Source organism: Heliomicrobium undosum, assembly GCF_009877425.1.
GTDB classification, from domain to species: Bacteria; Bacillota; Desulfitobacteriia; order Heliobacteriales; family Heliobacteriaceae; genus Heliomicrobium; species Heliomicrobium undosum.
Genome location: NZ_WXEY01000004.1, coordinates 203759 through 229691 on the forward strand (window position 1 = coordinate 203759; position 25933 = coordinate 229691).

At 59.3% G+C, this 25933-nt stretch carries 26 protein-coding genes and 3 tRNA genes; 27 read left to right on the forward strand and 2 right to left on the reverse strand.

The genetic code is table 11. The features are described 5' to 3' along the window. The first annotated feature begins 26 nt into the window (after positions 1-26). The 11 genes from mfd (at position 27) to GTO91_RS06235 (ending at position 12386) form a co-directional block, all read left to right on the forward strand. Positions 27-3767, forward strand: a complete 3741-nt coding sequence (gene mfd, locus GTO91_RS06185) for a transcription-repair coupling factor (RefSeq protein ID WP_161256449.1) — start codon at positions 27-29, stop codon at positions 3765-3767. Between the two features lie 100 nt (positions 3768-3867). Further along, entirely contained in the window at positions 3868-4899 is a 1032-nt protein-coding gene (locus GTO91_RS06190; protein ID WP_161256452.1) for a peptidyl-prolyl cis-trans isomerase, read from the forward strand. Positions 4900-5070: 171 nt separating this feature from the next. Further along, the gene (gene spoVT, locus GTO91_RS06195; RefSeq protein ID WP_012282355.1) at positions 5071-5634 is read left to right on the forward strand and encodes a stage V sporulation protein T; all 564 of its coding nucleotides are present in this window, start codon (positions 5071-5073) and stop codon (positions 5632-5634) included. Between the two features lie 55 nt (positions 5635-5689). After that, positions 5690-7414 carry a putative polysaccharide biosynthesis protein gene (locus GTO91_RS06200; RefSeq protein ID WP_161256454.1) on the forward strand — a complete coding sequence of 575 codons (1725 nt, stop codon included), beginning with the start codon at positions 5690-5692 and terminating at the stop codon, positions 7412-7414. Between the two features lie 48 nt (positions 7415-7462). Beyond that, on the forward strand, positions 7463-9088 hold the full coding sequence (yabN, locus tag GTO91_RS06205) for a bifunctional methyltransferase/pyrophosphohydrolase YabN (RefSeq protein WP_235919211.1): 1626 nt from the start codon (positions 7463-7465) through the stop codon (positions 9086-9088). 132 nt (positions 9089-9220) lie between these two features. Then, positions 9221-9496, forward strand: coding sequence for an HU family DNA-binding protein (locus GTO91_RS06210; protein ID WP_161256462.1), 276 nt, complete (start codon positions 9221-9223; stop codon positions 9494-9496). A gap of 77 nt (positions 9497-9573) precedes the next feature. Beyond that, entirely contained in the window at positions 9574-9837 is a 264-nt protein-coding gene (locus GTO91_RS06215) for an RNA-binding S4 domain-containing protein (protein WP_161256465.1), read from the forward strand. A gap of 97 nt (positions 9838-9934) precedes the next feature. Further along, on the forward strand, positions 9935-10225 hold the full coding sequence (locus tag GTO91_RS06220) for a YabP/YqfC family sporulation protein (protein WP_161256468.1): 291 nt from the start codon (positions 9935-9937) through the stop codon (positions 10223-10225). A gap of 21 nt (positions 10226-10246) precedes the next feature. Next, positions 10247-10891, forward strand: a complete 645-nt coding sequence (gene yabQ, locus GTO91_RS06225) for a spore cortex biosynthesis protein YabQ (RefSeq protein WP_161256471.1) — start codon at positions 10247-10249, stop codon at positions 10889-10891. 109 nt (positions 10892-11000) lie between these two features. After that, on the forward strand, positions 11001-11402 hold the full coding sequence (locus tag GTO91_RS06230; protein WP_161256474.1) for an FtsB family cell division protein: 402 nt from the start codon (positions 11001-11003) through the stop codon (positions 11400-11402). A 57-nt stretch (positions 11403-11459) separates the two neighbouring features. Next, positions 11460-12386 carry a Ppx/GppA phosphatase family protein gene (locus GTO91_RS06235; protein WP_161256477.1) on the forward strand — a complete coding sequence of 309 codons (927 nt, stop codon included), beginning with the start codon at positions 11460-11462 and terminating at the stop codon, positions 12384-12386. Here GTO91_RS06235 and GTO91_RS06240 read toward each other — a convergent pair. Beyond that, positions 12383-13141, reverse strand: a complete 759-nt coding sequence (locus GTO91_RS06240; protein ID WP_161256480.1) for a type 1 glutamine amidotransferase — start codon at positions 13139-13141, stop codon at positions 12383-12385. The genes GTO91_RS06235 and GTO91_RS06240 overlap by 4 nt on opposite strands. A 3-nt stretch (positions 13142-13144) precedes the next feature. Then, positions 13145-14548, reverse strand: a complete 1404-nt coding sequence (locus GTO91_RS06245) for a Mur ligase family protein (protein ID WP_161256483.1) — start codon at positions 14546-14548, stop codon at positions 13145-13147. Between the two features lie 162 nt (positions 14549-14710). Between GTO91_RS06245 and GTO91_RS06250 the strand changes: the two genes are divergently transcribed. From GTO91_RS06250 to bchM, 16 genes are all read left to right on the forward strand, one after another. Beyond that, positions 14711-14786: transfer RNA gene (locus tag GTO91_RS06250), tRNA-Met, on the forward strand. Between the two features lie 5 nt (positions 14787-14791). Beyond that, a tRNA-Met gene (locus GTO91_RS06255) sits at positions 14792-14869 on the forward strand. A gap of 7 nt (positions 14870-14876) precedes the next feature. After that, positions 14877-14952, forward strand: a tRNA-Glu gene (locus GTO91_RS06260). A 584-nt stretch (positions 14953-15536) separates the two neighbouring features. Continuing rightward, the gene (hemA, locus tag GTO91_RS06265; protein WP_161256486.1) at positions 15537-16874 is read left to right on the forward strand and encodes a glutamyl-tRNA reductase; all 1338 of its coding nucleotides are present in this window, start codon (positions 15537-15539) and stop codon (positions 16872-16874) included. Between the two features lie 205 nt (positions 16875-17079). Beyond that, the gene (locus tag GTO91_RS06270; protein WP_161256489.1) at positions 17080-17496 is read left to right on the forward strand and encodes a c-type cytochrome; all 417 of its coding nucleotides are present in this window, start codon (positions 17080-17082) and stop codon (positions 17494-17496) included. A 377-nt stretch (positions 17497-17873) separates the two neighbouring features. Then, positions 17874-18092: a hypothetical protein gene (locus GTO91_RS06275; RefSeq protein ID WP_161256492.1), complete on the forward strand. Its 219-nt coding sequence runs from the start codon at positions 17874-17876 to the stop codon at positions 18090-18092. Continuing rightward, complete coding sequence (locus GTO91_RS06280; RefSeq protein WP_161256495.1) at positions 18092-18541, forward strand: QcrA and Rieske domain-containing protein; 450 nt, start codon at positions 18092-18094, stop codon at positions 18539-18541. Before GTO91_RS06275 ends, GTO91_RS06280 begins: the two co-directional genes overlap by 1 nt. A gap of 3 nt (positions 18542-18544) precedes the next feature. After that, on the forward strand, positions 18545-19186 hold the full coding sequence (locus tag GTO91_RS06285) for a cytochrome b N-terminal domain-containing protein (RefSeq protein WP_161256497.1): 642 nt from the start codon (positions 18545-18547) through the stop codon (positions 19184-19186). 15 nt (positions 19187-19201) lie between these two features. Beyond that, positions 19202-19603, forward strand: a complete 402-nt coding sequence (locus GTO91_RS06290; protein ID WP_161256501.1) for a cytochrome b family protein — start codon at positions 19202-19204, stop codon at positions 19601-19603. A 44-nt stretch (positions 19604-19647) separates the two neighbouring features. Continuing rightward, positions 19648-20355 (forward strand): c-type cytochrome, encoded by a 708-nt coding sequence (locus GTO91_RS06295; protein WP_161256506.1) that lies wholly within the window; start codon positions 19648-19650, stop codon positions 20353-20355. A gap of 69 nt (positions 20356-20424) precedes the next feature. Further along, positions 20425-20682 carry a hypothetical protein gene (locus tag GTO91_RS06300; RefSeq protein WP_161256509.1) on the forward strand — a complete coding sequence of 86 codons (258 nt, stop codon included), beginning with the start codon at positions 20425-20427 and terminating at the stop codon, positions 20680-20682. A gap of 118 nt (positions 20683-20800) precedes the next feature. Further along, entirely contained in the window at positions 20801-21271 is a 471-nt protein-coding gene (locus GTO91_RS06305) for a TspO/MBR family protein (protein ID WP_161256512.1), read from the forward strand. A 140-nt stretch (positions 21272-21411) separates the two neighbouring features. Then, positions 21412-22023 (forward strand): bacteriochlorophyll 4-vinyl reductase, encoded by a 612-nt coding sequence (bchJ, locus tag GTO91_RS06310; protein WP_161256515.1) that lies wholly within the window; start codon positions 21412-21414, stop codon positions 22021-22023. Positions 22024-22130: 107 nt separating this feature from the next. After that, positions 22131-23054, forward strand: coding sequence for a (bacterio)chlorophyll synthase (gene bchG, locus GTO91_RS06315; RefSeq protein WP_161256518.1), 924 nt, complete (start codon positions 22131-22133; stop codon positions 23052-23054). Between the two features lie 235 nt (positions 23055-23289). Continuing rightward, a complete protein-coding gene (locus GTO91_RS06320) occupies positions 23290-25116 on the forward strand; it encodes a hypothetical protein (protein ID WP_161256521.1) in 1827 nt (608 codons plus the stop codon). A 129-nt stretch (positions 25117-25245) separates the two neighbouring features. Continuing rightward, the gene (bchM, locus tag GTO91_RS06325; RefSeq protein WP_161256523.1) at positions 25246-25929 is read left to right on the forward strand and encodes a magnesium protoporphyrin IX methyltransferase; all 684 of its coding nucleotides are present in this window, start codon (positions 25246-25248) and stop codon (positions 25927-25929) included. Positions 25930-25933: the final 4 nt, after the last annotated feature.

Consider the following 25933-nt stretch of genomic DNA (forward strand, 5'->3'; position numbering starts at 1 on the left):
TGGAGGAGACGAGAGGAGTAGAGACCATGGCCGAAAAGGCGCCTGTTGGCAACCTTTTTGAATATATCGCGCAGACAACGGAGTTTCAGCACCTATGGTCGAACTGGAAGCGGGGAAGGCGCCAGCAGGCCGTCTTTGGCTTGGCCGCCAGCCAGCGCACAGCGCTGATGGCCACCATGGCCCGCCGTTCGGGCCATCCCCTGTGCGTCGTCACCCATTCGATCCAGCAAGCCCGCCGGATCGCCGAGGACCTGCAGGCGCTGCTGCCGGACGAGGAGGTCCTTTCGTTCCCGGCCACCGAGGTAATGCCCTACGAGGTGCTCACCTCCAGCCACGAACTGCTGGCCCAGCGCCTCGAAGTCCTGTCCCGCCTGGCCCGCCGCGAGCCGGTGACGGTGGTGACGACGATCGACGCCCTGATGAAAAAGCTCGTCCCCCCGGCGGTGATGGCTGAGGGGGACTTGGAATTCGCCGTCGGCAGCCGGGTGGAACTGGGCCATATCCAAGAGCGGCTCCACTATCTTGGTTACCAGCGGACGCCGATGGTGGAGGCGCCAGGCCAGTACTCCCTCCGCGGGGGGATCCTGGACGTGTACCCCCTTACCCAGAGCCTGCCGGCGCGCATCGAGTTTTTCGATGACGAGATCGACTCCATCCGCCTCTTCGATCTGGAGACGCAGCGTTCGAAGGAGAAACAGGACCGCTACGCCGTAGGCCCGGCGCGGGAGATGCTGCTGGCGACGGAGACGCTGGCCCAGGGCCGGCGGGAACTGGAGAAGGAAGCGGCAGCGGCCCGGGAGCGGTTGCTCAAATCGGGTTGCCAGGAGGCGGCGGCGCGGCTGCAGGCCAAGATCGACAGTTATCTGGAGCAACTGGACGAGGGGATCTGGGTGGAAGGGCTGGAGCAGTTTCAGAACTTTTTTTACCCCGATCAGGTCACCCTCTTCGGCTACCTGCACCCGGAGACGATCGTCTTCTGGGACGAGCCGACGCGGCTGAAAGAGTCGGCCGAGGCCAAGGAACAGGAGATCTCGGAGACCTTCGTCCACCTGCTCGAAGCGGGCAGCGCCCTGCCGGTCCAGCGCAGCGTCTACGTCCACTACAGCGACCTCGCAGGGGAACTGGCCGGTCATATGGTGATACACCTGGCCCTGTTGGCCAAAAAGATCGAGCGGGTCACCGTCGAGGACACAATCCAATTCAGCGCCAAGAACATGCATCCCTTTCTCGGCAAGCTCGACATGCTGGCCGAGGAGTTGAAAAACTATAAAAAACGCCGGATGGCCGTCTTGATCCTGGCCGCCTCGACGGTGCGGCGCGACCGCATCCGCGACGCCTTGCGCGATTACGGCGTCGAGGCGCAGTCCGTCCCCGGCATTGACGCCGAACTGCATCCCGGGACGGTCGCCGTCGGCGTGGGTCAGTTGGAGGCCGGCTTCGAACTGGTGCAAGCCCGGCTGGCCCTGATCACCGATTTTGAGATCTTCGGCCGCGAGAAACGGCCGCGCAAGCCTCGCAAGTCGGCCCGGGAAGGCCAGAAGATCGACACCTTCGTCGACCTGGCCCTGGGCGATTATGTGGTTCATGTCAACCACGGCATCGGGCGATACATGGGCGTGGAAAAGCTCGATGTGGGCGGCGTCCACAAGGATTACCTGGTCATCCGCTACGCCGGCGAGGACCGCCTCTATGTGCCCACTGACCAGGTGCACCTGATCCAGAAGTACGTCGGCGCCGAAGGGGTGGCGCCCAAGCTCTATCGGCTTGGCGGCAACGAGTGGCACAAGGTCAAGCAGAAGGTCAAAGACTCTGTCCGCGAACTGGCCGGCGATCTGCTCAAGCTCTACGCCGCCCGGGAGAGCAAACCCGGCTTCGCCTATACGCCGGACACGCTCTGGCAGAAGGAGTTTGAGGAGGCCTTCCCCTACGAGGAGACGCCCGATCAGGTCCGTTCCATCGCCGAGGTCAAGACAGACATGGAAAAGGCGAAGGCCATGGACCGCCTGCTCTGCGGCGATGTGGGCTACGGCAAGACAGAGGTGGCCATCCGGGCCGCCTTCAAGGCCGTCCAGGATGGCAAACAGGTGGCCATCTTGGTGCCGACGACCATCCTGGCCCAGCAGCACTACAACACTTTCCGGGAGCGCTTCAGCGGCTACCCTGTCCGGGTCGACGTGCTCTCCCGCTTCCGCTCGCCCAAGGAACAGAAGGTCTCCCTGGAAGGGCTCAAGTCGGGCGAGGTGGACATCGTCATCGGCACCCACCGCCTTGTCTCCAACGATGTGGCTTTCAAGGAACTGGGCCTTTTGATCATCGACGAGGAGCAGCGCTTCGGCGTCGCCCATAAGGAGAAGATCAAGCACCTGAAGGAAAACGTCGATGTGCTCACCCTGTCGGCGACGCCGATCCCGCGGACCCTGCACATGTCCTTGGTGGGGCTCAGGGACATGTCGATTATCGAGACGCCGCCGGAGGACCGCTACCCCGTTCAGACCTATGTGGTCGAGTACAACCCCGAGTTGATCCGCGAAGCCGTTCGCCGCGAACTGAACCGGGGCGGACAGGTCTACTATGTGCGCAACCGGATCGAGGACCTTGACCGCATCGCCCGCGATCTCGGCGCGCTCGTCCCCGATGCCCGCATCGTCGTCGGCCACGGCAAGATGCGCGAGGACCAGTTGGAACAGGTGATGCTCGATTTTCTTGAAGGCGAGTACGACATCCTCGTCTGCACCACCATCATCGAAACCGGCCTCGACATCCCGAACGTGAACACGCTCATCGTCGACGGCGCCGACCTGATGGGCCTCTCCCAGTTGTACCAGCTGCGCGGCCGCGTCGGCCGGTCCAACCGGCTAGCCTACGCCTTTTTCACCTACCGCAAGGACAAGGTGCTCACCGAGGTGGCCGAGAAGCGCCTCCACGCCATCCGGGAGTTCACCGAACTCGGTTCCGGCTTTAAGATCGCCATGCGCGACCTGGAGATCCGCGGCGTCGGCAACCTGCTCGGTCCCGAGCAGCACGGCCAGATGGCCTCTGTCGGCTTTGACCTCTACTGCCGTCTCTTAGAGGAAGCCATCCAGGAGTTGAAGGGAGCCAAGCCGGAAGAGGCGCCGGAGACCTTCGTGGAGATCCGCGTCGACGCCTTCATCCCTGACGATTACATGGCCGATTCGTCGTCGAAGGTCCAATTCTATAAGCGGCTTTTGGCGGCGCGCACGGTGGACCAGGTGGAGGCGCTGGAGGAGGAGATGGAAGACCGCTTCGGCGACCTTCCCGAACCGGTGGAAAACCTGGTCCGTTTGAGCCGGATCAAGGCGTACGGCCAGCAGGCCGGCGTTTCGGCGGTGCAGCAGGAAAAAGAGGAGCTGCGCATCCGCTTCTTTCCCCATGCCAAGGTGGAGGCCAAGGCGATTTCAGCCCTTGTCCAGCACCTTGGCCGCAAGGTCAACTTTTCGGCGACCGGCGGTTTTGAGATCCGGATCAAGCCGGGCCGCGTCAAACCGCGGGAACTGCTCCGGCTGCTCGATCACTCGCTGGGGATCATCGCCGGCGGCGGGCAGAGCGGGGAAGGGAACGGGGAAGCCGGTGGGCAAGGCGCTCCCGACGGCAAAAGCGCGGTCGATGGCAAAGCGGCAGCCCACGGGAAAAGCGCCGGCGAAGACGCTGGCGCGAGAGCGGGCGCCCGCGCTGCTTTCGGGGCCGTCACAGGCCCTCGGAGCGCCGGCGCGCAGACTGCCAAATGGCCGCCCATGGGGCGTAAGTAGGCAAGGCGTCCCTGGAAAACATCGGGGCGTCCCTTGGCTTGCCCGGGGGGGAGAGCCGGTGGTATAATCGGCCTATACGAAACGAGGAGGCCTTGGCATTTTGAATAAAATAATGAAAACGATTGCCTTTGCGCTCATGGGCGCCGTGCTGTTGTCGGCCACCGGATGCAGCGGCGGCGGCAATGTGGTGGCCTCAGTGAATGGGGAGACGATCTCCCGGGCTGATCTGGACAAGCGCATCAACCGTTACAAAGAGGAACTCTCCCGCTCCGGCGGCGCCGATTCCAAGGAACTCATGGCCAACCTGGAACGGCAGGAACTGGAGCATATGATCGACGAAAAGCTCTTCACGCAAGAAGCGAAGAAGCGAAACATCGAGGTTACCGATGGGCAGGCAGCGACGGAACTGGCGAACGAGAAAAAACAATTCCCCTCTGACGCCGAATTCCAGGAGGCCCTGAAACGGTACCAATTGACAGAGGCCGAACTGAGCGACATCATCCGCACCCGGTTGATCTTCAACGGGCTCTATGACGCGGTCACGGCCGATATTCAGATCTCTGACGCTGATGTGGAAAAGCATTACCGGGACAACCCCGACAAATTCAAGCAAAACCGGCAGGTCAAGGCGTCTCACATCCTCTTGAAGACGGAGGAAGAGGCCAAAGCCATCATCGCCGAGTTGGGCCGGGGCGCCGACTTCGGCCAGTTGGCCGTCCAGAAATCGACAGATTCCACGGCCGCGCAGAACAAGGGCGACCTGGGCTACTTCCAAGCGGAGGACATGGTCAAGGAGTTTTCCGACGCCGCCTTCTCTATGAAAAAAGGCGAAACCTCGCGCACACCGGTCAAGAGCAATTTCGGCTATCACGTAATCCGCGTGGAAGACGTCAAGGAAGCGCGCCAGCAGAGTTTTGACGAGGTGAAGGACCAGATCCGCGTCGATCTGGGCGCTGACCGGAAACAGGAGCGCTTTGAATCCTGGTTCGCCGATGTGAAGGCCCAGGCCAAGATCGAGCGCAAGCTGCCTGAGGCGCCGGCGGCGCAACCGCCCACCCAGCAGGCCCCGCAAGGGCAGGCGCCGCAAGGGTCTACCCAAGCCCCCGCAGGCAACGCGCAGCCTGGAAAATAGGGCTTCTGCCAAAAAATGAAACGCGCTAGGCCCTCCCCGAACCGCTTGCTGGTTCGGGGATTGCTTTTTTCAATGGATGGAAAAAAATGAATAACCCTTTCTTGTCGGATATATACTATCACTGAACCGGAACCCCGAAGTCACGGCCCACAAAGGAGGGATGGTGAAGGGATGAAAGCAACGGGCATCGTACGGCGAATCGATGATCTCGGGCGCGTGGTGATCCCCAAGGAGATCCGGAGAACGCTGCGCATTCGGGAGGGAGATCCCCTCGAGATCTTTGTGGATCGAGAAGGGGAGGTCATCCTGAAAAAATATTCGCCCATCGGCGAATTAGGGGACTTTGCAAAGGAATACGCGGACTCCTTGAGCGAGGCCACAGGCCATATCGCTTGTATCGCTGACCGGGACAATATCATCGCCGTAGCAGGAGCCCCGAAGAAAGAGTTTTTGGGCAAACCGATCGGCCCCGCTGTCGAACGGGTGATGGAAGAGCGGAAGGCCATTTTGATTCAGAAACCAGGCGAACACAGTCATTGCAAGGGTTGCCCGTCGACGGAAGAGGATGTCGATTGTAAGTTTTCTGCTGAAGTTATAGCGCCGATTATTGCCGAGGGAGATCCCATCGGCGCCGTTATTCTGGCATCGAAGGATCCCAATGTCAAGATGGGCGACATGGAGATCAAACTGGCGGAAACGGCTGCCGGTTTCCTCGCCAAACAGATGGAACAATGATACTACCAAAGCATAACCGTTCGGTTATGCTTTGTCGCGCTTGGAGGGTGGCGCCATGACGTCGTGGTGGACTTCCGGCGGACAACGTCTGCTGACCGGCGCCCTTTGGCTGACGGGCGCCGGGATCGTCAGCAAGTTTCTGGGGGCCTTTTACCGCATTCCCTTGGCCCGGATCCTCGGTTCGGAAGGCGTCGGGTTGTATCAGATGGTCTATCCCGTTTATACGGTGGCCTTAAGCTTGGCGACAGCCGGCCTGCCCGTCGCCATTTCGGTGCTGGTGGCGGAACGGGCCACCCGGGGGGACCATCCCGGCGCCTACCGGTTTTTTCTCGCTTCCTTCTGGCTGCTACTCGTCCTGGGCTGTTGCGCCACATTGCTGTTGCTCGCCTACGCGGAGACGATCGCCCACGTCGTGCTGAGAGACGGCCGGACCCTCTATTCCCTCTGGGCGATCGCGCCGGCGGTGCTGCTGACCGCGCTGATGGCGGCCTTTCGCGGCTTTTTCCAGGGTTATCAGCAGATGGCGCCGACGGCCCTGTCCCAGGTGGTGGAACAGATCGTCCGGGTCGGGATCATCCTCGCCGTCAGCGGCATTATGGTCCGCTACGGTGTCGACGTAGGCGCTGCCGGGGCGACATCCGGCGCGGTGGCCGGCGGGATGGCCGGTCTTGCTGTGCTGTGGCTTTTTTTTTACGCCTGGCGCCGGAAGGTACATAGCGGGCACTACAGCGCGGGGCAGGCGGAAGCGGCGGCTGCCTGGGCCGGACCGACGGACCGTTTCCGTCTTGGCCGCGCTTTCCCGAACGGTATGGCAGGCAGTATGGCGGACCGTTTGGCGGGCGCCTTTCGCGGGGCTTTTTGGGGCGGCGCGGATCTGCTGGCTATGTGGAAGTCTCTGCTTGTCCTATCGCTGCCCATCTCCCTCGGCGGACTCGTGATCCCCCTCATGCAGACGGTCGATGCGGCGCTGATTCCCCGGGGTTTGCAGGCTGCCGGTTTTTCTGCTCCCCAGGCGGCGGCGCTCTTCGGCGAGTTTTCCGGGATGGCGGCGGCGCTGGTCGGTTTTCCGATCATCGTCACCGGCGCTGTGAGCGCCAGCCTGGTTCCGGCTATCGCCAGCGCCTGGAAGGGGGGCAACAGCCTCGTGGCGGTCGAACGGTACCGATCGGCCATGCGCCTGTCGAGCATGCTCGCCTGGCCTGCCGCCTTTGGCATGGCCGCTTTGGCCGCGCCGATCTGTGAAATGCTCTTTCACGCGCCCGGCGCAACCGAGCCGCTACTCTGGCTGGCGCCGACGATCATCCCGACGGCCTTTTATCAGGTGGCCTCGGCGGGCCTGCAGGGGATGGGACGAACCGCCTTTCCCGTGTTTGCCCTCGCCCTGGGGGCGGCTTTGAAGGTGGTCTGCAACCTCATTCTGCTGCCCCGTTGGGGGCTGATCGGCGCGGCGGCGGGTTCCAACGGGGCTTTCCTGCTCTCGGCCTTGATGGTGCTCGCCTATATCGGCTGGCGCGGCGGCTTCTCCTTCCCCTGGGGCGCCGCCTTGCTGAAACCGGCCCTCGCTGCTACAATGATGGCGGGTTATGCCATTTCTGGCGCGCCTTATCTGACATCTTTGGCCGGCGGCTGGATCGGCCTCGCCCTTTCGGTGGCGACTGCGGGGATCGTCTACGGTCTGACGATGCTCGCCATCGGCGGCATCCAGGAAAAGGACCTGGCCCTCTTGCCGCGCGTCGGTCCCCGTTTGGCCGCCTGGCACCGCCGTTTTTGGGGCGCCTAGCAAAGGCCTAGCAAAGTGGGAATAAAAAAGGATATGAGTGAAGAAAACATGAGGCAGAACATAAGTGTCAACGAATCAAAAGAACCGGTAATCACCGTTGTCGGCCTCGGCGCAGGCGATCCGGGACACCTGACGCGCGCAGGATGGGAGGCGCTCCGCCGGGCCGACCGGCTTTTTTTGCGCACGGCCATTCATCCGACCGTTCCTTCCCTTAAGGAAGCGGGTCTTGTTTTTGAGACTTTTGATCCCCTCTACGAGTCAGCCGAATCCTTTGACGACCTCTACAGTGAGATCGCCAGCCGGTTGATCAAAACGGCTGAATCCGGCCCGATCACCTTCGCCGTCCCAGGCCATCCCCGGGTCGGAGAAAAGGCCGTCGCCCTGCTGCTCGAAGAGGCCCGCCGCCGCAACTGGTCCGTCGAGGTGATCCCGGGCGTCAGTTTCCTGGAGGCCCTCTACACGGCTGTGGGTTTCGACCCTGCGCGAGGATTGACGGTGCTGGACGGGCTGGATCTGGCGCCGGAGGACCTCGATGGACGGCGGGCAACGGTGATCACCCAGGTCTATGCGCAGCGGATCGCCTCTGATGTGAAACTGACCCTGATGGAGCTTTACGGCGATGAACATCCGGTGACGGTCATCCGGGCGGCGGGGGTCGCCGGCGAGGAGCGGATCGCCGAAATCCCTCTCTACGAACTGGATCGTCTGGACTGGGTCGATCACCTCACCAGCGTCTATGTTCCGCCCTTGTCTGCGGCGGACGCGGAAGCATCGGAGAATTCGGAGAAGCGGTCAGAAGCGCCTTCGGAGCCGTCCTCAGGGGCGCCGGCGGATAGGCAAGTCGACTACGCCCTCGACCCGCTTGTCGAGGTGATGGACCGGTTGCTGGCTCCCGGCGGCTGTCCCTGGGACCGCGAGCAGAGCCATCAAAGCCTAAAGCCCTATCTCCTGGAAGAAGCCTATGAGGTGCTGGAGGCCATCGATCTCGGCGACGACGGCAAGTTAAAAGAAGAGTTGGGCGACGTGCTCCTACAGGTCGTTTTTCACGGCCTGATCGCCGAAGGGGAAGGCCGCTTCCGGATCAGTGAGATTGTGGAGACGATCACCGAGAAGATGGTCCGTCGTCACCCCCATGTCTTCGCTGATACGAAGGTGGCTGACGCCGGGGAAGTCCTGGTCAACTGGGAGGCCATCAAGGCTAAGGAGAAAGGGGACAAGCCGTCGCGAAGCCCCTCCGGGATCGACCGGATTTCGACGGCCATGCCGTCGCTGCTGCGGGCCGAGAAGGTGCAGAAGAAGGCGGCCCGGTTCGGCTTTGACTGGCCCGATGAACAGGGGCCGCTGGCCAAGGTGCAGGAAGAGTGGGAAGAGTTGCTGGAGGCTGCCGGATACGGCAGGTTGGATGGCGGTTTCGATTCGGCCGGAAGTAGAGAGCGGGATATCGCCCGCCTTCGCGACGAACTGGGCGATCTACTTTTCGCCGTTGTCAATGTGAGCCGCTTTTTGCAGATAAACCCCGAGGAGGCGCTCCAGCGGACGGTGGACAAGTTCATCCGCCGCTTCCGCCATGTGGAGGACTGTTGCCGTCGCGACGGACGGGAGATGGCCCGTTGCGCTATCGAGGAACTGGATGTCTACTGGGAAGAAGCGAAGGCACGGGAACGGCAGACGTGATCAGCCGAATGGGGCGGGGTGGGTCTGTTAGGAATATTTTGGCTTAAAAAGTCGAAAATATTAACAACCCGGAAGGAAAAGATGGGTATGTAGCGAATAACCTTACAGCAATCAATACTAGGAGGGGTAACGGTGAACAAGACCGAATTGGTGAGTGCGGTCGCCGAAAAGGCCCAACTAACCAAAAAGGATGCCGAAAAAGCCGTCAATGCCTTCTTCACCGTCGTGGAAGAGGCGTTGAAGGCAGGAGACAAGGTCCAATTGGTTGGTTTCGGGACTTTTGAAATCCGCGAACGGAAAGCGCGGACAGGCCGCAACCCCCAAACGGGCGAAACCATTACCATAGAGGCGTCGAAAACGCCGGCCTTCAAGGCGGGCAAATCGCTGCGCGACGCTGTGGAAGCGTAGTTCTTCTTAGGATACATCATAGGTGTTGAGGTCAGGTTTCCGCGGGGAACCTGATTTTCATTCCGGGGGGATTTTTTTTGCGTCTTGACAAATTTTTGAAGGTGTCCCGCATCATCAAACGGCGCACCCTGGCCAAGGAGGTCTGTGACGGCGGTCGCGTCACCGTCAACGGTCGGCCGGCCAAAGCGGGAACAGAGGTGCAACCGGGGGACCGGCTGACCTTGCAGTTTCCCCAAAAACGCATTGAGGTGGAAATCGTCGACGTAAAAGAGAACGCGCGGGTCGATGAGGCGAGAGACCTCTACCGGGTCCTCCGGGAGGAGTCCCTACCCCTTGATTGACAAAGCGCTTGCAGGGAGTCCCGTTCTAGATCATACGCCTGCCCACATAACCATGTTGGGGAGGCGTATTTATTTTTTGAAGAGGGAGGAACTTCCAATGGATGTTCATGGCGATAAAGCCCATGGTTTTGCGGCCACAGACCGGAAGAGCATCACCATCCAGGGGGTCACCCAGGTGGGCGCCTTCGATGAAGTAGAGATCTACATGGTGACGGTGCGCGGTCCCCTATTGTTGCGCGGAGAGGGCTTGCAGATCACCCAGTTGAACCTGGACGATAAAGTCCTGTCTGTCGAGGGGCGGATCGATTCTGTTCAATATGTGGAGGAGCATTCTCCCCAGAACCTGAAGCAGAAAGGCAAGAACCTGCTGGAACGCCTGCTGCGGTAACCGAAGGGGTTGCGAGGGGGGATGACCGTGACGCCGCTGGCCCAGCAGGTCTACGGGTTTGTCTTGTCGGCTGTAGGCGGACTGGTCCTGGGAACGGCCTTCGACCTGTACCGGACGATAGTGGGGGTGGGCCGGCGAAGGTGGTGGGTCGCCGTCGCCGACGTGCTCATGTGGATGATTGGCGCGGGGCTTTTCTTCCTCCTCCTGCTCTGGGGTCACTGGGGGGAGGTTCGCCTGTACCTTTTCCTGGGATTGGCCTGCGGACTGGGACTATACTACCGGTTTATGACCGAGGAGGTCCGGGCCTTTTGGGAGGGCATGCTGGAACTGATCCTGCACCTGTTGCAGACGCTGGGGTACCTGGTGACGTTCCCCTTTATCTTCCTCTATCGCGCCGGGCGGCGGGCGCTGCGCTGGATCTACCTGACGGGAGGACAGGGAATGCGATGGGCCCACCGTCGCTTATGGACGCCGGCTCGCAAGGCCGTGGGTCGTTTGCGCGCCCGCGTGGACCGTCTCACCGGCCGTTCTCGGCGGTTTTTGGGGCAAAAAAGCGCAGGCGCCCGGCGCTGGCTGGGGCAAAGGACGGGAGGCATCCGGCATCGGCTGGCCGGGCGCCTGCGGGCCTTGTTGCGCCGTCCGCCGGGGCCGCCTCCTGCGGCATAAACAAAGGGGAAAAACTTTCCTCATTCCCGCTTGGGCGAGGAAGGATTTTCAGGGCGGCGCGCCGAAAGCCCCACTATTACGGGGAAGTATCCGAACAGGGGTGAGGCTGTTGGCGCAGCCGGCAGAGACACAGCAGCAGCGGCAGTTGCCGCAGGAGCAGCAACAATCGCAGCCACTACGGCGTCATAGCAAGGGGATCGGCAGAGGCAAAAAGTGGGCGATTGTTGCGGCAGTCATCGGCGCTTTCGCGCTGGCGGCGCTCCCGCCTTTTCTGCAACAGCGCCAGTTGGCCCAGGAGTCGGACAGGTTGTCGGCGGAACTGGAACAGGTGCGCGCCGAGCGCCAGCAGTTGGAGAAAGAGAAGGAATGGCTCGCCTCTGACGCCTATGTGGAGCAGGTGGCCCGTCAGCAGCTGGGCCTGGTGAAACCGGGCGAGATGATGGTGGTGCGGACCCGCCCCGGCAACGCCCTGAAGAAGGACACCCAACATGCCCAGGAGATTCGCGATTAAAAAAGCATTTCCGTCCTCAAGCGGCGGAAATGCTTTTCCTATAGGGGGGTGAGTGGGATGACAGAGAAAGACAATCGCTGGGGCGCCATCGACATCGGTTCCAACTCGGTGCGTTTTCTCGCCGCCGAGGTGTCAGAGGAGGGCATGCAGACCTTGTGGCGCCGCCTCGATACGACCCGGCTCGGCCGCGAGGTGGAACGCACAGGGGACCTGCATCCCGAGTCGGTTCAGCGCACCCTGGATGTGCTCGCTACCGGGCTGGCCGCGATGGCTTCATTCGGTGTGGACACGGGCAGGGTGGCGGCCTTTGCCACGAGCGCTGTCCGCGAGGCTGGCAACGGCGTCGCCTTTTGCCGCCGCATCTTCGAAGAGCATCGTCTTTCCGTGACCGTTCTCTCCGGAGAAAGGGAGGGACATCTCAGCTATGAGGGCGCTGTCGGCGGCCTGCCGTCGAGTCTGATTGAGGGGCGGATTCCTGTCGTTGTCGACATCGGCGGCGGCAGCGGCGAAGTGGTGTTTCGTCATGGCGGCTGGTGGCGGCGGAGCTTTCCCCTGGGCGCTGTCCGGCTGACGGAAAACCGCTGGGGAAAGGCGGAGGTGGCCCGGCTCTGGGCGCCAGCCGCCGAGGCGATCCGGCGGTTGCGCGATGAGGGCGGGAATCCCCTCCTCATCGGCGTGGGGGGCACGGCGACGACGGCGGCGGCTATCGCCCAGGAACTGCCCGTCTATGCCCCGGAAAAGGTCCATGGCTTTTATCTGCCTCTGGCCCAGTTGCGTGACATGGGCGCAAGGCTGCGCGCCCTTGACCTGGAGGCGCGCCGGCAGACGCCGGGACTTCAGCCCGAACGGGCCGACATCATCCCGGCGGGGCTGTTGGCGTTGGAAACATTGATCGAGACGGCCGGTTGCGACGGCTTTATCGCCAGCGAGACGGACCTGCTTCACTGCGCGCTGATGCGGCGCGCGGCGGGACAGTGGCCTTAGCGGGAGGCAAACCGGCGGGCCACGGAGTCGTGGGCCGTCCGTTCCCAGTGATCGGCCAGGGGCGTCAGGCTGCCATCGCCGTAGCGCCGTTCGAGGGCGCGAGCGAGCAGCCAATCGGCCAAGGCCGGGTTTTTGGGGAGCACCGGCCCGTGCAGGTAGGTGCCGATGGCGTTTTTGTAGACGGCGCCCTCGCCCTTGTCTTTCCCGTTGTTGCCGTGGCCGGCGACGACCTGGGCCAGGGGCCGGATGCCGCCGCGATCGCCGAGAAAGGTGCGGCCCGAGTGATTTTCAAAGCCTACGAGGCCCACGCCTTCGCCCAGGAAAGGCGCTTCGGCGACGACGTTGCCGATCAGGCGCGTCGACCCCGCCTCTGTCCAGGCGTCGAAAAGGCCCAGACCGGGCATCTCTTCTCCGGTGTGGGTGCGGTAATAGCGTCCCAGGAGTTGGTAGCCCCCGCAGACGGAGAGCAGGGGCAGGCCGGCTTCGGCAGCCTCCACGAGGGCAGGCCCTTTGTGCTGTTGAAAGTCCCGGAACAAGAGCGTCTGTTCCCGGTCGGAACCGCCGCCCATGAAGACCAGGTCGGCGTCGGCGAAGGCGAAGCGGTCGTTCAGGGAGACCCGCTCGACAGCGAGGGGGATCCCCCGCCACTCGCAGCGCCGGAGCAGGGTGATGATGTTGCCCCGGTCGCCGTAGAGGTTGAGCAGGTCCGGGTAGAGGTGGACGAGGCGCAATGCGCGGAGGTCTGTCTGAACCATCGGCTATTCCTCCCAGTAGCGGGGCGAATGGCCCAGGTTGGCCAGCGCCGTCTTTGACTCCAACAGGGCGGTATAGGTCGGCAGGATGTAGAGGGTCTCTTCGGGGCTCGTCATCTCCAGCGCGGCGGCGATGGCATGACTGATGTCGGGTTCATAGGAAATGGCGTCTGCCGGCACGCCGGCGTAGTGGAGGCGCAGCGCCATGTCCTCGCCGCGCAGCCCCGAGGTGGAGATGCTGCGCAGTTCCGGCAGGACCGGGGCGAGGGCTTCAAAATCGGCGTCCCAGAGCCAGGAAATGTCCCGCCCGTCGGCGGCGTTGTCGTTGATGATCACGAGCAGGCGTTTCGGACCCCGGTTTTGGGTGAGGGTGCGCAGCACCTCGTCACAACCGGTGGGGTTTTTGATCAGCGCTAAAAAGGCGCGGCGTCCATCATCCAGTTCCAGCCGCTCCATGCGGCCGAAGTTTGTCCGGTAGCCTTGCAGGCCGGCGCGGATCGACGGCTCGGGCAGGTCCAGCCGGAGCGCTGCTGCGGTGGCGGCGAGGGCGTTGTATATGTTGTAGAAGCCGGGGGTGGAGAGCTCGACGCGCCAGTTGCCCTGGGGGGCATTGACGGTGAAGGCGGAACCTTCTTCGCCTTTCAGTTCAATGGCGGAGACGCGGATCTTGGGCTGGGGCCGCTCAAAGCCGCAGTGGACGCAGCGGTAGTGGCCCAGTTGGCCGAAGAAAAACCAGTCGTAGGCAAGCGGGTGTCCGCAGAGGCGGCAGAAGCGCGTCTCCGCCGACTGGGTCATCTCCCGGCTGCCGTAAGATCGGTCGTCGATGCCGAAGTAGAGGACCCGTCCCCGGTAGCGGCGCCCGATAGAGGCGACCAGCGGATCGTCGGCGTTGAGGATGGCCACCGACTGGGGCGGAAGCAGCGCCAAGGCCTCCTCGACGAGGGTGACCGTTTTGTCCAGTTCGCCGAAGCGGTCCAGTTGATCGCGGAAAAAGTTTGTCACCACGACGCCCCGGGGACGCACCTCCCGGACCAACTGGGGGATGGTGGCCTCGTCAACCTCGATGACACCCAGATCGCTGCCGATGGAACCGCCGATGCTGGCGGATTCGATGAAAGCGGCCGTGATCCCGCCGACCAGGTTGGCGCCGGCGCGGTTGTGGGTCAGCGTCAGTTTGGACGCGGCGATCATCTCGGCGAGCATCTTCGACGTGGTCGTCTTGCCGTTCGTGCCTGTGATGACCATGGCGCCCTGTTTCAACTGGGCGGCCAGGGCGGACAGCAGTCCGGGGGCGATGCGGCGGCCCAGGCCGCCGGGGAAGGATGTGCCGCCGTGCCCGATGCGGCGGTTCAGCCAGATCGCCGTCTTGCCGGCCCATAGGCCGGCCAACATGCGCGGTGAGTATAACAAGGGGGCACCTCCGTCAGTACGCAGCGTTATCGACAGTACTATTTTATATTAACTTGGCCTGTCGTTACGTTGTTTTTTTTATTTTTGCCTAAGGTGTTGACAGAACTGCCTTCGGTATGGCATAATACAGTGGTCGACGGCGGTAGGCTGTCGCGTGATTGACGCGGGGTGGAGCAGTTGGTAGCTCGTCGGGCTCATAACCCGAAGGTCGAAGGTTCAAGTCCTTCCCCCGCAACCAAATTTGGCGGTGTAGCTCAGTTGGTCTAGAGCATACGGTTCATACCCGTAGTGTCGTAGGTTCAAATCCTACCACCGCTACCAAAACAGGGGCCCGTTGGTCAAGCGGTCTAAGACACCGCCCTTTCACGGCGGTTACAGGGGTTCGAATCCCCTACGGGTCACCATCTGCCATTGAAACGCCTTTCCGGCTTACGGAGAGGCGTTTTTGTTTTTCTACGCGTCGTTTTTTCCAGATTATCTGATTGTGAATATCTGAACGTTGAACAAAGGTATGTTTTTGACGTGTTTGGATGATAGAAGAATTGTTCAGGCTTGTCGAAGGAACGGTTTCGCTCTAGGTGAAATCTGGGGGTGTATTGACGCAGCGAGCGATTTGGGCGGAGCGGCGTCGTGAGCGTAGATTGCGGAGCGGAAAAGCGCGCCATGACATGCAGAAAAGCCCGAGAGGTTTGGCGCGCCCGCGTAGCAATCGAGCGAACAGCCGCGCAGCCCTTAGCGAGCGGAGTCAATACACCCCCGATTTTCCGATAACGCACAATAAACAGTGAGCCCGTCCGGTATTACAAAGCCAAGAAAAAACATAAGCAATTTTTATTCGGGGCTTTTACAAATCGATCGGATCGAGTAAAATGAGGAAGGACAGACGATTCGTACGGAATTAATTATGCGCCCGTCGCGCTTCTTGTGGCGAGCGCTCCTTTCATCGCTGGACAAGGCTTGCATTTCCATAGAATGAGAGGGTGGTGCCATGTTCATTTTCGCAGTCGGACTGAACCACAAATCGGCGCCTGTGGAGGTCCGTGAAAAGCTCTCCTTTACTGAAGCGCAAATCTCAGAAGCACTAACCCAATTGGAAGGCATGACCGGCATCGAAGGCTGCTGCATCCTCGCCACCTGCAACCGGACAGAGATTTACGGCGCATGCACCGATATGGAAGCAGGATTGGCGGCGGTCAAACGGTTTGTCATCGAACGGGGCCGCTTGCAGCCCTCCGATTTTGCCAATTATTTTTACGTACATACGCTGTACGACGCCATCCGGCATCTCTTCCGCGTCGCCTCGGGCCTTGACTCGATGGTGCTCGGCGAGACGCAGATCCTGGGCCAGGTGCGCACAGCCTACCAGCGGGCTTGCAACGAGCGGGCCAGCAACGGGATCATCAACACCCTGTTCCAGCAGGCCATCACTGTCGGCAAACGAGTGCGTTCGGAGACCGGGATCGACCAGCACCCCGTATCCATCTCCTATACAGCCGTCGAACTGGCGGAACAGGTCTTCGGCGGCCTTGCTGGCCGGTCAGCCATGGTGCTGGGCGCCGGCAAGATGAGCGTCCTCACCTTGAAGCATCTCGTCGCCCAAGGCGTGGAGAAGATCATCATCGCCAACCGCTCCGTCGAGAAGGCGGAAGAACTGGCCCAAAGCTGCGGCGGCGAGGCCATCCCCTTCCACCAGGTCCATGAGCGGATGGAAGAGGCGGACATCGTCATCTCCTGCACAGCGGCCACCCACTATGTCATTCGCCGGCCCATGATGGAAGAGGTCATGGAGAAGCGGGGCGGCAAGCCCGTGTTTCTCATCGATATCGCTGTGCCGCGCGACATCGATCCCGAGGTCGATCAGGTATCCGGTGTGCATCTGTACGACATCGACGACCTGCAACATGTCATCGACCGCAATCTAGAGGAACGGCGCAAGGCGGCTATCGAGGCGGAGGAGATCATCGAAAGCGAGATCACCCAATTCTTGCGCTGGCTGAACTCCCTCTTCGTCATCCCCACCATCGTCTCGCTGAAGCAAAAGGGCAACCAGATCCGGGAAAAAGAACTGGACCGAGCCTTGAGCAAGCTGAAGCACCTGTCAGAAAAGGAAAAGAAACTCGTCGGCTCCCTGGCCAGTTCCATCGTCAATCAATTGCTTCACGACCCGATTACCCAACTGCGGCACTACGCCGCTACGCCCGAAGGTCACCTCTACTCGGAAATTCTGCAAAACCTCTTCTGCCTTGATGTGCCCGGACAGCGCCAGAAACACGCTGCGCCCCGGTTGCATGTGGTGGAGACGGCCCGGCAAAATCACGCCGGCTAGAGTGGCGATAAGGGCATTGACTCCTTGAATTATATTGGCTATTATTTTTAACAAATGTTTATTAAAAGATATACAAAGCATATCTGAAAAATGGCTGAAAAATCGGGGATTTTTGCCGAAAACGCCCAAATTCGGGCGTTGAGGATAATGAACAGGTTCTTTACAATGAAACTGGTGTTGTATTCAGCAAGGAGGTGAAAACACAATGAAAAACTTCAAGCTTATCGGCATCGCGGCCATCCTGGGTGTCAGCATGGTTGCCCTGACTGCCTGCAGCAGCAGCCCCAGCAAGCCTGCTGAAGCTCCGAAGCCCGCTCCGGCTGTTGAGCAAAAAGCTGAAACCAAGGCTCCCGAAGCGAAGCCCGCTACTGCCAGCGCTGACGCCAAAGCCCTCTACACCGGCAAAGGCGCCTGCATCACCTGCCACAAGCTGGGCACGGAAGGCGCTCTGGAAGTCGGCCCCAACCTGGATAAGGTCGGCGGCAAGTACAACGAAGAGAAGATCTACAAGATCCTGGTGAACCCCGTTGGCGAAGGTCTGCAAGCGACCATGCCCGCGGCCACCACTCTCTCTGACGACGAGAAGAAGGCTGTTGCCAAGTTCCTGGCCGAACGGAAATAATGTATTTTTCATTCGAGGGACAGGGTACATAGTGGTGAAGAGCTCCGTAAGGGGCTCTTTTTTGTGCGGTCTATCACGTATACGTAGTACTTTTGTTCATGCTCTATACAGGGAAAAAGGAACGTGTTATTATACTTTAGCGGGAAATGTATCACTGGTTGACGGGAACGCCCGTTTCCAGAACCGTCGGCCCTGTCCCACTCCTTATCCGCCGGAATGATCCCAGTTGAGACGACGTAATGTACAAGCAGAACGCTGGTTCAGAGGGGAGGGAGCGATGTGAGCCGTCATTTTTGTCGGTCTATAGGGACAAGGTCGGGAAAAAGGTTACACAAGGATCCGCCGGCAACAGCCGGTAATGTTAAGGGGGGGTATTTTTGAAAGCGCCGGATTACAAAGCAGGGTCGCTTAACCTGATCGTGTTGGCCCTGGTCGCGGTTGCGCTGCTTTTTCTCATGGTGAAGAAATGGTCCGTCGGCGATTACAATGGTGCTGCCGTTTACATAGGCCTGTTGTTCGTCGATTTCGGGGCGGCCCTCTACTCGTTCCGTGTGGCCGTCTTTGACGGCACCGGATATAAGGAGGTAAAAGACTGATGGATTCGAACGTTTCCAGGAGGAAATTCCTCGGCGGTATCATCGCCATCCCCACTCTGGCCGCTCTGGGCGCTCCCTTGGCCGCTGTCGGTCAGTACGTCTATCCTCCCGACTCCCTGTTGCAGCCGCCGGCGCCGAAGAAGATCGGCACCCTGGCCGACCTGAAGCCGATGGAGGCGCTGCGCTTCGATTACAACGATATCCCCTGCATGGCCATCAAGGTCAAGGATCAGGTCATCGCCTACACCCTGAAGTGCACCCACCTCGGTTGTACGGTCGACGTGCCCAAAGGCAGCCTGGAAGGCAAAAAGCTGATCTGCCCCTGCCACGGCGGGGAATTCGACCCTGAAGGAACCAACGTAGGCGGACCGCCGCCGAAGCCGCTTGTCCGTCTCGCTGTGGAAGTCAAGGAAAACGGCGATATCATTGTCAAAGAGGGGGCTGCGTAACGAATGAATTGGTTGGAAGAACGCTTGCCTGGCATCGGCCACATCGCCAAGGACATCGCCGAACACCCCGTCCCCTCCCATACGTTGAACATATTTTACTGCCTCGGCGGCTTGACGCTGCTCTGCTTTATTGTCCAGTGTCTCACCGGAATTTTTCTCGCTTTTTATTATAAGCCGACGCCGGAAGCGGCTTTTGCCAGCGTTCAGATGATCACCAACGAAGTCCGCTTCGGTTCTGTCATCCGCTCCATGCATCACTGGTCCTGCCAATTGATGATCCTGCTCGTCTTCCTGCACATGCTGCGCGTCTACTACACAGGCGCCTTCAAAAAGCCGCGGGAACTCAACTGGGTCGCCGGCTGCTTCCTGCTGGTGCTGAGCCTTGGTTTGGCCTTCACGGGCTACCTGCTGCCCTATGAGCAACTGTCCTACTGGGCTTCTGTCATCGGCGCTGAAACGGCGAACACCCTGCCTGTCATCGGTCCTACCTTGAAGATCATGATGCAGGGCGGCATCAAGGTTACGGCCGAGATGCTCAGCCGGTTCTACGTGCTCCATGTCATGATCCTGCCCGCCGTCACCATCGGCTTCTTGGTTGCGCACTTTATCATGATCCGGGTCCAGGGCATCTCGGATCCGATGTAAAAGGAGGTCGCCCCTATGGATAACCAGAAGAAACGGTTTACCGTTCCTTTTATGCCGGTTCACATCACCACAGAAGCGGCCCTGGCAATGGCTTTTGTGGGTGTCCTGTTCATCCTCTCGGGCGTGCTCCCGAAAGAGATGGCCGAACCGGCCGACAAGCTCGTCACCCCGATCGGCTTAAAGCCGGAGTGGTACTACCTCTGGGCCTACGTCATCCTGGAGCAGGTCCCCAACAAACTGATGGGCATCGTTATCCCCGGCCTGATGGTCCTGGCGCTCTTCCTTGTCCCCTGGCTGGAACGAGGCAAGGAGCGTCACCCGGCAAAGCGCCCCATCGGCGTGGCCGTCTTCACAGTCATGATGATCGTCGTCGCCATCCTGACCTATATGGGGGCTACCCTGCAAATCGGCGGCTAGCGCGGATGGGACAGGCATTTCGATAAGGACAAGGGGGAGACAAATTGGGAACCCGTAAATTAGTCATGTTCGGCTCCACGGGCCTTCTCCTGGCTGGCATCCTGCTGGCGCCATCCTGGCAAGCCCAAGGGGAACTGGTGCGGGGCCATGAGTTGTATAAAACCCATTGCGCCTCCTGTCACGGTGAAGACGGGAAAGGCGTCCAGGGTGTCAAAGCGGCAACCCTGAACAACGAAGGTTTTTTGAAAGTGGCCTCTGATGACTACCTGCTGAAGTCGATCCGCTTGGGCCGTCCCAGCTTGGCCACCAATGCCATGCCGCACTTCGACGCCAGCAAACTGCCTGATGAAAAGGTCAACCTGATCATCAAGAATATGCGTTCATGGCATCCGGAGATTTCAGCGCCTGTGGAAACGGGAGAGAAGGTTGCCGGCGATCCTGTCAAGGGTGAAGCCTTCTACAAGGCTGCCTGCGCCGCTTGTCACGGTCAAAAAGGCGAGGGCGGCATCGGCGCTGCGTTGCTCGATCCCGGTTATCTAAACGCTGCTTCTGACGAATTCATCCTGCATTCTATCACGGCGGGACGCCCCGGCACGAACATGCCGCCTTATCCCGATTCGCCCGATATTCGCAATGTTGTCGCTTTTTTGCGCAGCAAGCAGGTCCCTTACGACCCGGCGGCGAAGAAAGAAGCAGAGAAGGGCGAGTCGAAAGACAAAGCCGCTGCTGATGGCGAAAAGAGCAAGAATTAATCACTCCGTGTTTCCGTATTCATGACAGCATGAGACAGGCATAAATGACACCTATTGGAGGGAATGTCGATGAGGAAGACAGTAATGCTGCTATGGCAATGGCGACATCTGGTCTTCCTCTTATTTTTTGCTGTCATTGCCACCTTTTTTCTGGATCTCGCCTTGACGGTCATCCGGCGCAGTCTCGCCGGCGACCCGGCGAGCCTCTGGGTTGTGTTCTTCGCCTTCTTCGGTCTGGCGACCGGCGGCTACGGTTTCATCCGGTTCGTTTACCGCCATGACAAAAAAACGGGCCGTGTCAAAAAAGAGATTAAGTGGCTTGAGTAATCGGCGAGGAGGGTTTGCCATACACAACCGCAGCTATGAAAAAGCGCTAATCTCCTCTGATTTGAACGGCGCGGTAGGGGCGGGAACGAGGCCGGAGCGATGGAGGACTGCCACGAACATGGCGATGGATGCGCTTCGGCTCGTCGTGAGCATCGCCGTCTGCCAGATCGCAAGCCTGATCGGCGCAAAATACACCATTCAGTCAATCATCTGGTATGCGGGACTGGCCAAGCCAGCGTTTAATCCTGCCAACGACGCCTTCTATCCCGTCTGGACGCTCCTCTACACCCTGATGGGCATCTCTCTTTTTCTCATCTGGCGTCAGCCGGATCAGAAGGATAAGCGATTCGCCCTTGGCTTTTTTTTCGCCCAATTGGTCTTGAACATCATGTGGTCGTGGGTCTTTTTCGAACTTCAAGCGCCGTTTGTTGCCTTTATCGAGATCATCCTCTTGGAGGCCGCTGTTTTGGCGACAGCCTTCTACTTTTATCGACTTTCGAAGTGGGCAGGAATCCTGATGATTCCCTATTTTTTTCGTGTCGGTTACGAGGCGGTGCTGAATTATTTTATCTGGATCATGAATCCCTAAAGGTTGCACAAGGATTCTTGAGGAATCTAAGTATAAGATTTTTGAGGAGTTTGCGAATGCAAAAGGTTGATCGATGTTGGATTATGCTGTATAATTCAACCACAAACGCCTGTGTTCGGCGACTCCTCTTTTTTTGAGGGGTGGACGACATCGCAACCAATACATACGGAAAAATCGGCCCCAATTCGATCATCCAGACCGTTGCGGCCTTGAAAGAACGCTACGGAGAAGGCAAAACGGCGGAATTTTTGGTCAAAGTCGGACGGAGTGACTTGACACAAAAACTCCCCGCAGAGATGGTGGACGAGCAGGAGTTCAACGACTTGGTTCGTTCCATTCAGGCCGGCTTCGGCAATCAGGAGTTAACGCAGTTGCTGCGACGTTCCGGGGAACTGACGGCCGCCTACCTCCTGAAACATCGCATACCCGTTCCGATTCAGTGGATCCTGCGGATTCTCCCGGTTCGCTCCGGTCTCAAGATGCTCCTCTCGGCGATAGAGAAAAACGCCTGGACCTTTGTGGGCACCGGTAGTTACCGTTTCACGATCGAAAATCATCCGAAGATCACGATCGAACGCTGCGTCTCCTGTCGCGGCATGTCAGCGGACGAACCGATCTGCGCTTTTTACGAGGGCACATTTCAAACGCTGATACGCACCCTTGTTGATCAAAAGGCAACCGTCAAAGAGACATCATGCAGCGCTAACGGCGCATCAGCTTGCATATACGAGGTTCGATTGGGCACCGAATAAAGCGGATAATGCCCACAACAGAGACATAGAGAGAGAAGTTTTTCAATACATATACAGATGATAAGACCCGTTAGGCTCCCGAAAAAGAGAAGAGTGGGTGTGCCGAGATGAGTGTCGACATCAATCGCCAAAGCCAGAGTCCGACCACAGCCCCTTCGCAGGAGCCGATCTCCATCTGGCGGGTACGCCTTCAACTGACGAAACCCTTAACCTGGATTGGCCCCGTTTGGTCTGTCGGTTGTGGCGTCGTTGGCGCCGCCGGTGCAGATCTGAGCGTTGACACCTTCCTGCGAAGCCTGTTGTTGATGGTTGTCATCGGTCCCTTGGTCCTGGGCATGGGCCAATCGATCAACGACTACTATGATGCCGACGTGGATGCCATCAACGAGCCTGACCGCCCCTGTGCTCGCTTTCCAGAGTTGTTCAAGCGACTTGCCTTGACCAACGTGGCGGTTCTCTCCGCTGCGGCCCTGGCGGTATCGTATATCGCTTTTCGCATCGAGATTTTCTTGTTGGTTCTCGCCGGTCTGCTTATCGCTTACATATACAGCGCGCCGCCGTTGCGGTTGAAGCAAAACGGATGGTTCGGAAATACGGCCTGCGCGCTCACCTACGTGACCCTGCCCTGGATCGCCGGCAATTACCTCTTTGACAGCGTAACGACGGAACAGACGATAGTCGCCTTTATCTACGCCATCGGTTCCCACGGATTTATGACCATGAACGACTTTAAGAGCGTCGAGGGCGATAAGGCCTGCGGGTTGCGTTCGATGGTCGTCATGTACGGCGTCGAAGGCGGCGTCAAGATTGCCTTGAACATGCTCATGGCCTCGCAACTCCTGGTGGCGCTCTATATCGCCGCCCAGGGACACTACATCGGCAGCGCCGTACTCGGCGCGCTGTTGCTGGCCCAATTGCCATTTCAACCGAAGTTGAAAAGAGACCCCAAGCGGTTGGCCCCCTGGTACAACGCCACAGCAAACAGCTTTTTCATTCTCTCTATGATGGCTGCGGCGTTTACCCTTAAATAATGGGACATCATCGACTGGGCATCATCGCGGTGAACGCAAGGGGGACAAAGTCTGCCGTCTATGGCAGGCGAAAAAGAGGAGGTGGGAAGGGGACAGAGATCCATCGGACGGGGTGCCGCGGAAGGTTTCCAAATGGGGATACGGCCATAATACAATCTTTTACTTCGCCAGCCCGGGGAACCGTCTGCTGACCTGCACCCAACATTCTAAAAAATCTGAAAAGGAGGTCGTTTTGATGGCCACTGCCGAAATGGCATTTAACCCCCGGGCCCAGGTCTTTGAGTACTTCAAAGACAAAGTGCCCGCCACTCGGGGCGCCGTTCTGAAAGCCCATATCAACCACCTGGGCAACATTGCAGCTATGGTCTCTTTCATTCTCGTTCATCACCTGAGCTGGGATCCCGCGACCCAAGGTGTTCTGTGGGCCCCCGCCACCATGTTTTATGCTCGTCTTTATCAACTGGGTCTTGATGCGACCGCGCTGAGCCCCGATGCGCTGTTCGTCGCCCGTATGCACCTTCTTGCCGCAATCATTCTCTGGGGTGTTGGTCACATCAAATCCCCCGCTGAAGAGAAGTTCCTGGAAAAAGTAACCATGGGCAAGTCCCTGGTCGCTCAGTTCCACTTCTTCGCCCTGGTTGCCACCATGTGGGGCCTGCACATGGCCTTCTACGGCATCCTTGGCCCCGAAGGCAAACTGGCCCCCACCGGTCTGAGCTTTGACATGTTCGGCCCCATCACCCCCGCCACCATGGCTGGCAACCACATCGCTTTCGGCGCTGTGTTCTTCCTTGGCGGCATTTTCCACAACTTCGCCGGTTTCAACACCAAGAAGTTCGCCTTCTTCGAAAAAGACTGGGAAGCTGTTCTGTCCGTTAGCTGCCAGATCCTCGCTTTCCACTTCGCCACCGTCGTCTTCGCCATGATCATCTGGCAACATCCCCAACTGGGCTTCGGCTTCATGCGTGAATACGCTGTCTCCCAGTATGCCGGCCCTGAGCTCAAGATGATTGCCTCCGCCAACCCCGGCCTGCTGGTCAAGCAAGCCATCCTGGGTCACCTGGTGATGGGCATCATGTTCTGGATCGGCGGCGTCTTCCATGGCGCGCACTTCATGCTGCGGGTTCTCAACGATCCCAAGCTGGCTGAAGAAATGAAGGACTTCAAGTTCATCAAGCGTTGCTATGACCACGAGTTCCAGAAGAAGTTCCTGGCCCTGATCATGTTCGGCGCCTTCCTGCCGATCTTTGTCGCCTACGGCATCGCTACCCACAACACCATCGCTGACATCCATGCCGCTTCCAAGGCCGGTATCTTCGCTCACATGACCTACATCAACATCGGCACCCCGCTCCACGACGCCATCTTCGGCTCCAAGGGCTCCATCAGTGAATTCGTCGCCGCCCACGCTATCGCTGGCGGTCTGCACTTCACCATGGTTCCCATGTGGCGTATGGTGTTCTTCAGCAAGGTTTCGCCCTGGACCACCAAGGTTGGCATGAAAGCCAAGCGCGACGGCGAGTTCCCCTGCCTTGGCCCTGCTTACGGCGGCACCTGCTCCATCTCCTTGGTTGACCAGTTCTACCTGGCCATCTTCTTCTCCCTCCAGGTCATCGCTCCCGCCTGGTTCTACATTGATGGTTGCTGGATGGGCTCCTTCGTAGCCGTTGCCGCTCCCTACAATGACATCTACCAGGCTGCTGTGGCCACCTTCAACTCCAACAACCCGCTCCATCAGCTGTCCCCGCTCACCAACATGGGCTACTTCTCCTACATCATTCAGAAGACCACGGCCATGTTCTCCCGCTATGACGGCCACATGATCCAGGCTCTGCTGGGCGCTCACTTCATCTGGGCCTTCACCTTCTCCATGTTGTTCCAGTATCGCGGTTCCCGCGACGAGGGCGCCATGGTTCTGAAGTGGGCTCACGAGCAAGTCGGCGTCGGCTTCGCTGGCAAAATGTACAACCGGGCCCTCAGCCTCAAAGAAGGCAAAGCGATCGGTACCTTCTTGTTCTTCAAGATGACCATCGTCTGCATGTGGGCTCTGGCCATGGTGTAATCGCACCAAATCCATTTTGTTCCTACACCCCCTGCGCCCTGAGAGGGGCGCAGGGGTTTTATCTCGCTTACGGAAAAAACGGCCTGATCCAGGCCGGCAACAATGAATCATTCTAGGGGGGTGGAGGCCATGGCAAACGAACTGAATTCCTATTGGACACAACAGGAACAGGTGAGAAATTATTTTGACGGCGATGCCTTTCAGCGATGGGCGTCCATCAGCAAAGGAGAGAGCAAAAACTTTGCCCAGCGAAAGCTCATCGAAGGTCGTCAAGCCATCCACCGCTGCCTTTTGGACTGGATCGGGCCGGTAGCTGGTAAGCGCATCATCGATGCCGGATGCGGAGCAGGTTTTCTTGCAGAGATTCTCGCCGAACAGGGCGCTATCGTCAAAGGTATTGATATTTCCACGAAAATGATCGAAATGGCTTCCGCGCGCAACCGTGGAAGGGACAACCTCGCCTTTGAGGTCAGTGATTTAGTCTCGGAAAAAGGAAATTACGACATCCTCATTTCGATGGATGTGTTGATTCATTATCCCCTTGCTGACTTGCCCGCGTTGCTGGAACATACGCTGGGCCGCGCCCGGGAACGGGCCTATATCACCTTCGCGCCGTCGACCGCATGGTTTCGCTTCCTTAAATCAGTAGGCGAGCGGATGTCGGGAAGCTCCCGCACAACCAGCGCCTATCTGCATCCGATTTCGGAGATCCATTCCATTTTGAATAAACTGGGCTACCAATCTACTCGCCAAGAGCTGGTCTCTAACATCATCTATAACGCGATGCTGTTAGAGATTAAGCCGAAACGATGACTAG

Excerpts from the sequence above, each read along its gene's own strand:
- mfd (WP_161256449.1), top strand. The coding sequence starts at position 27 with ATGGCCGAAAAGGCGCCTGTTGGCAACCTTTTTGAATATATCGCGCAG.
- bchG (WP_161256518.1), top strand. The coding sequence starts at position 22,131 with ATGAGTGTCGACATCAATCGCCAAAGCCAGAGTCCGACCACAGCCCCT.
- GTO91_RS06305 (WP_161256512.1), top strand. The coding sequence starts at position 20,801 with ATGGCGATGGATGCGCTTCGGCTCGTCGTGAGCATCGCCGTCTGCCAG.
- GTO91_RS06300 (WP_161256509.1), top strand. The coding sequence starts at position 20,425 with ATGAGGAAGACAGTAATGCTGCTATGGCAATGGCGACATCTGGTCTTC.
- spoVT (WP_012282355.1), top strand. The coding sequence starts at position 5,071 with ATGAAAGCAACGGGCATCGTACGGCGAATCGATGATCTCGGGCGCGTG.
- bchM (WP_161256523.1), top strand. The coding sequence starts at position 25,246 with ATGGCAAACGAACTGAATTCCTATTGGACACAACAGGAACAGGTGAGA.
- hemA (WP_161256486.1), top strand. The coding sequence starts at position 15,537 with ATGTTCATTTTCGCAGTCGGACTGAACCACAAATCGGCGCCTGTGGAG.
- GTO91_RS06290 (WP_161256501.1), top strand. The coding sequence starts at position 19,202 with ATGGATAACCAGAAGAAACGGTTTACCGTTCCTTTTATGCCGGTTCAC.
- GTO91_RS06235 (WP_161256477.1), top strand. The coding sequence starts at position 11,460 with ATGACAGAGAAAGACAATCGCTGGGGCGCCATCGACATCGGTTCCAAC.
- GTO91_RS06200 (WP_161256454.1), top strand. The coding sequence starts at position 5,690 with ATGACGTCGTGGTGGACTTCCGGCGGACAACGTCTGCTGACCGGCGCC.
- GTO91_RS06240 (WP_161256480.1), bottom strand. The coding sequence starts at position 13,141 with ATGGTTCAGACAGACCTCCGCGCATTGCGCCTCGTCCACCTCTACCCG.
- yabN (WP_235919211.1), top strand. The coding sequence starts at position 7,463 with ATGAGGCAGAACATAAGTGTCAACGAATCAAAAGAACCGGTAATCACC.
- GTO91_RS06270 (WP_161256489.1), top strand. The coding sequence starts at position 17,080 with ATGAAAAACTTCAAGCTTATCGGCATCGCGGCCATCCTGGGTGTCAGC.
- GTO91_RS06320 (WP_161256521.1), top strand. The coding sequence starts at position 23,290 with ATGGCCACTGCCGAAATGGCATTTAACCCCCGGGCCCAGGTCTTTGAG.
- yabQ (WP_161256471.1), top strand. The coding sequence starts at position 10,247 with ATGACCGTGACGCCGCTGGCCCAGCAGGTCTACGGGTTTGTCTTGTCG.
- GTO91_RS06285 (WP_161256497.1), top strand. The coding sequence starts at position 18,545 with ATGAATTGGTTGGAAGAACGCTTGCCTGGCATCGGCCACATCGCCAAG.
- GTO91_RS06280 (WP_161256495.1), top strand. The coding sequence starts at position 18,092 with ATGGATTCGAACGTTTCCAGGAGGAAATTCCTCGGCGGTATCATCGCC.
- GTO91_RS06220 (WP_161256468.1), top strand. The coding sequence starts at position 9,935 with ATGGATGTTCATGGCGATAAAGCCCATGGTTTTGCGGCCACAGACCGG.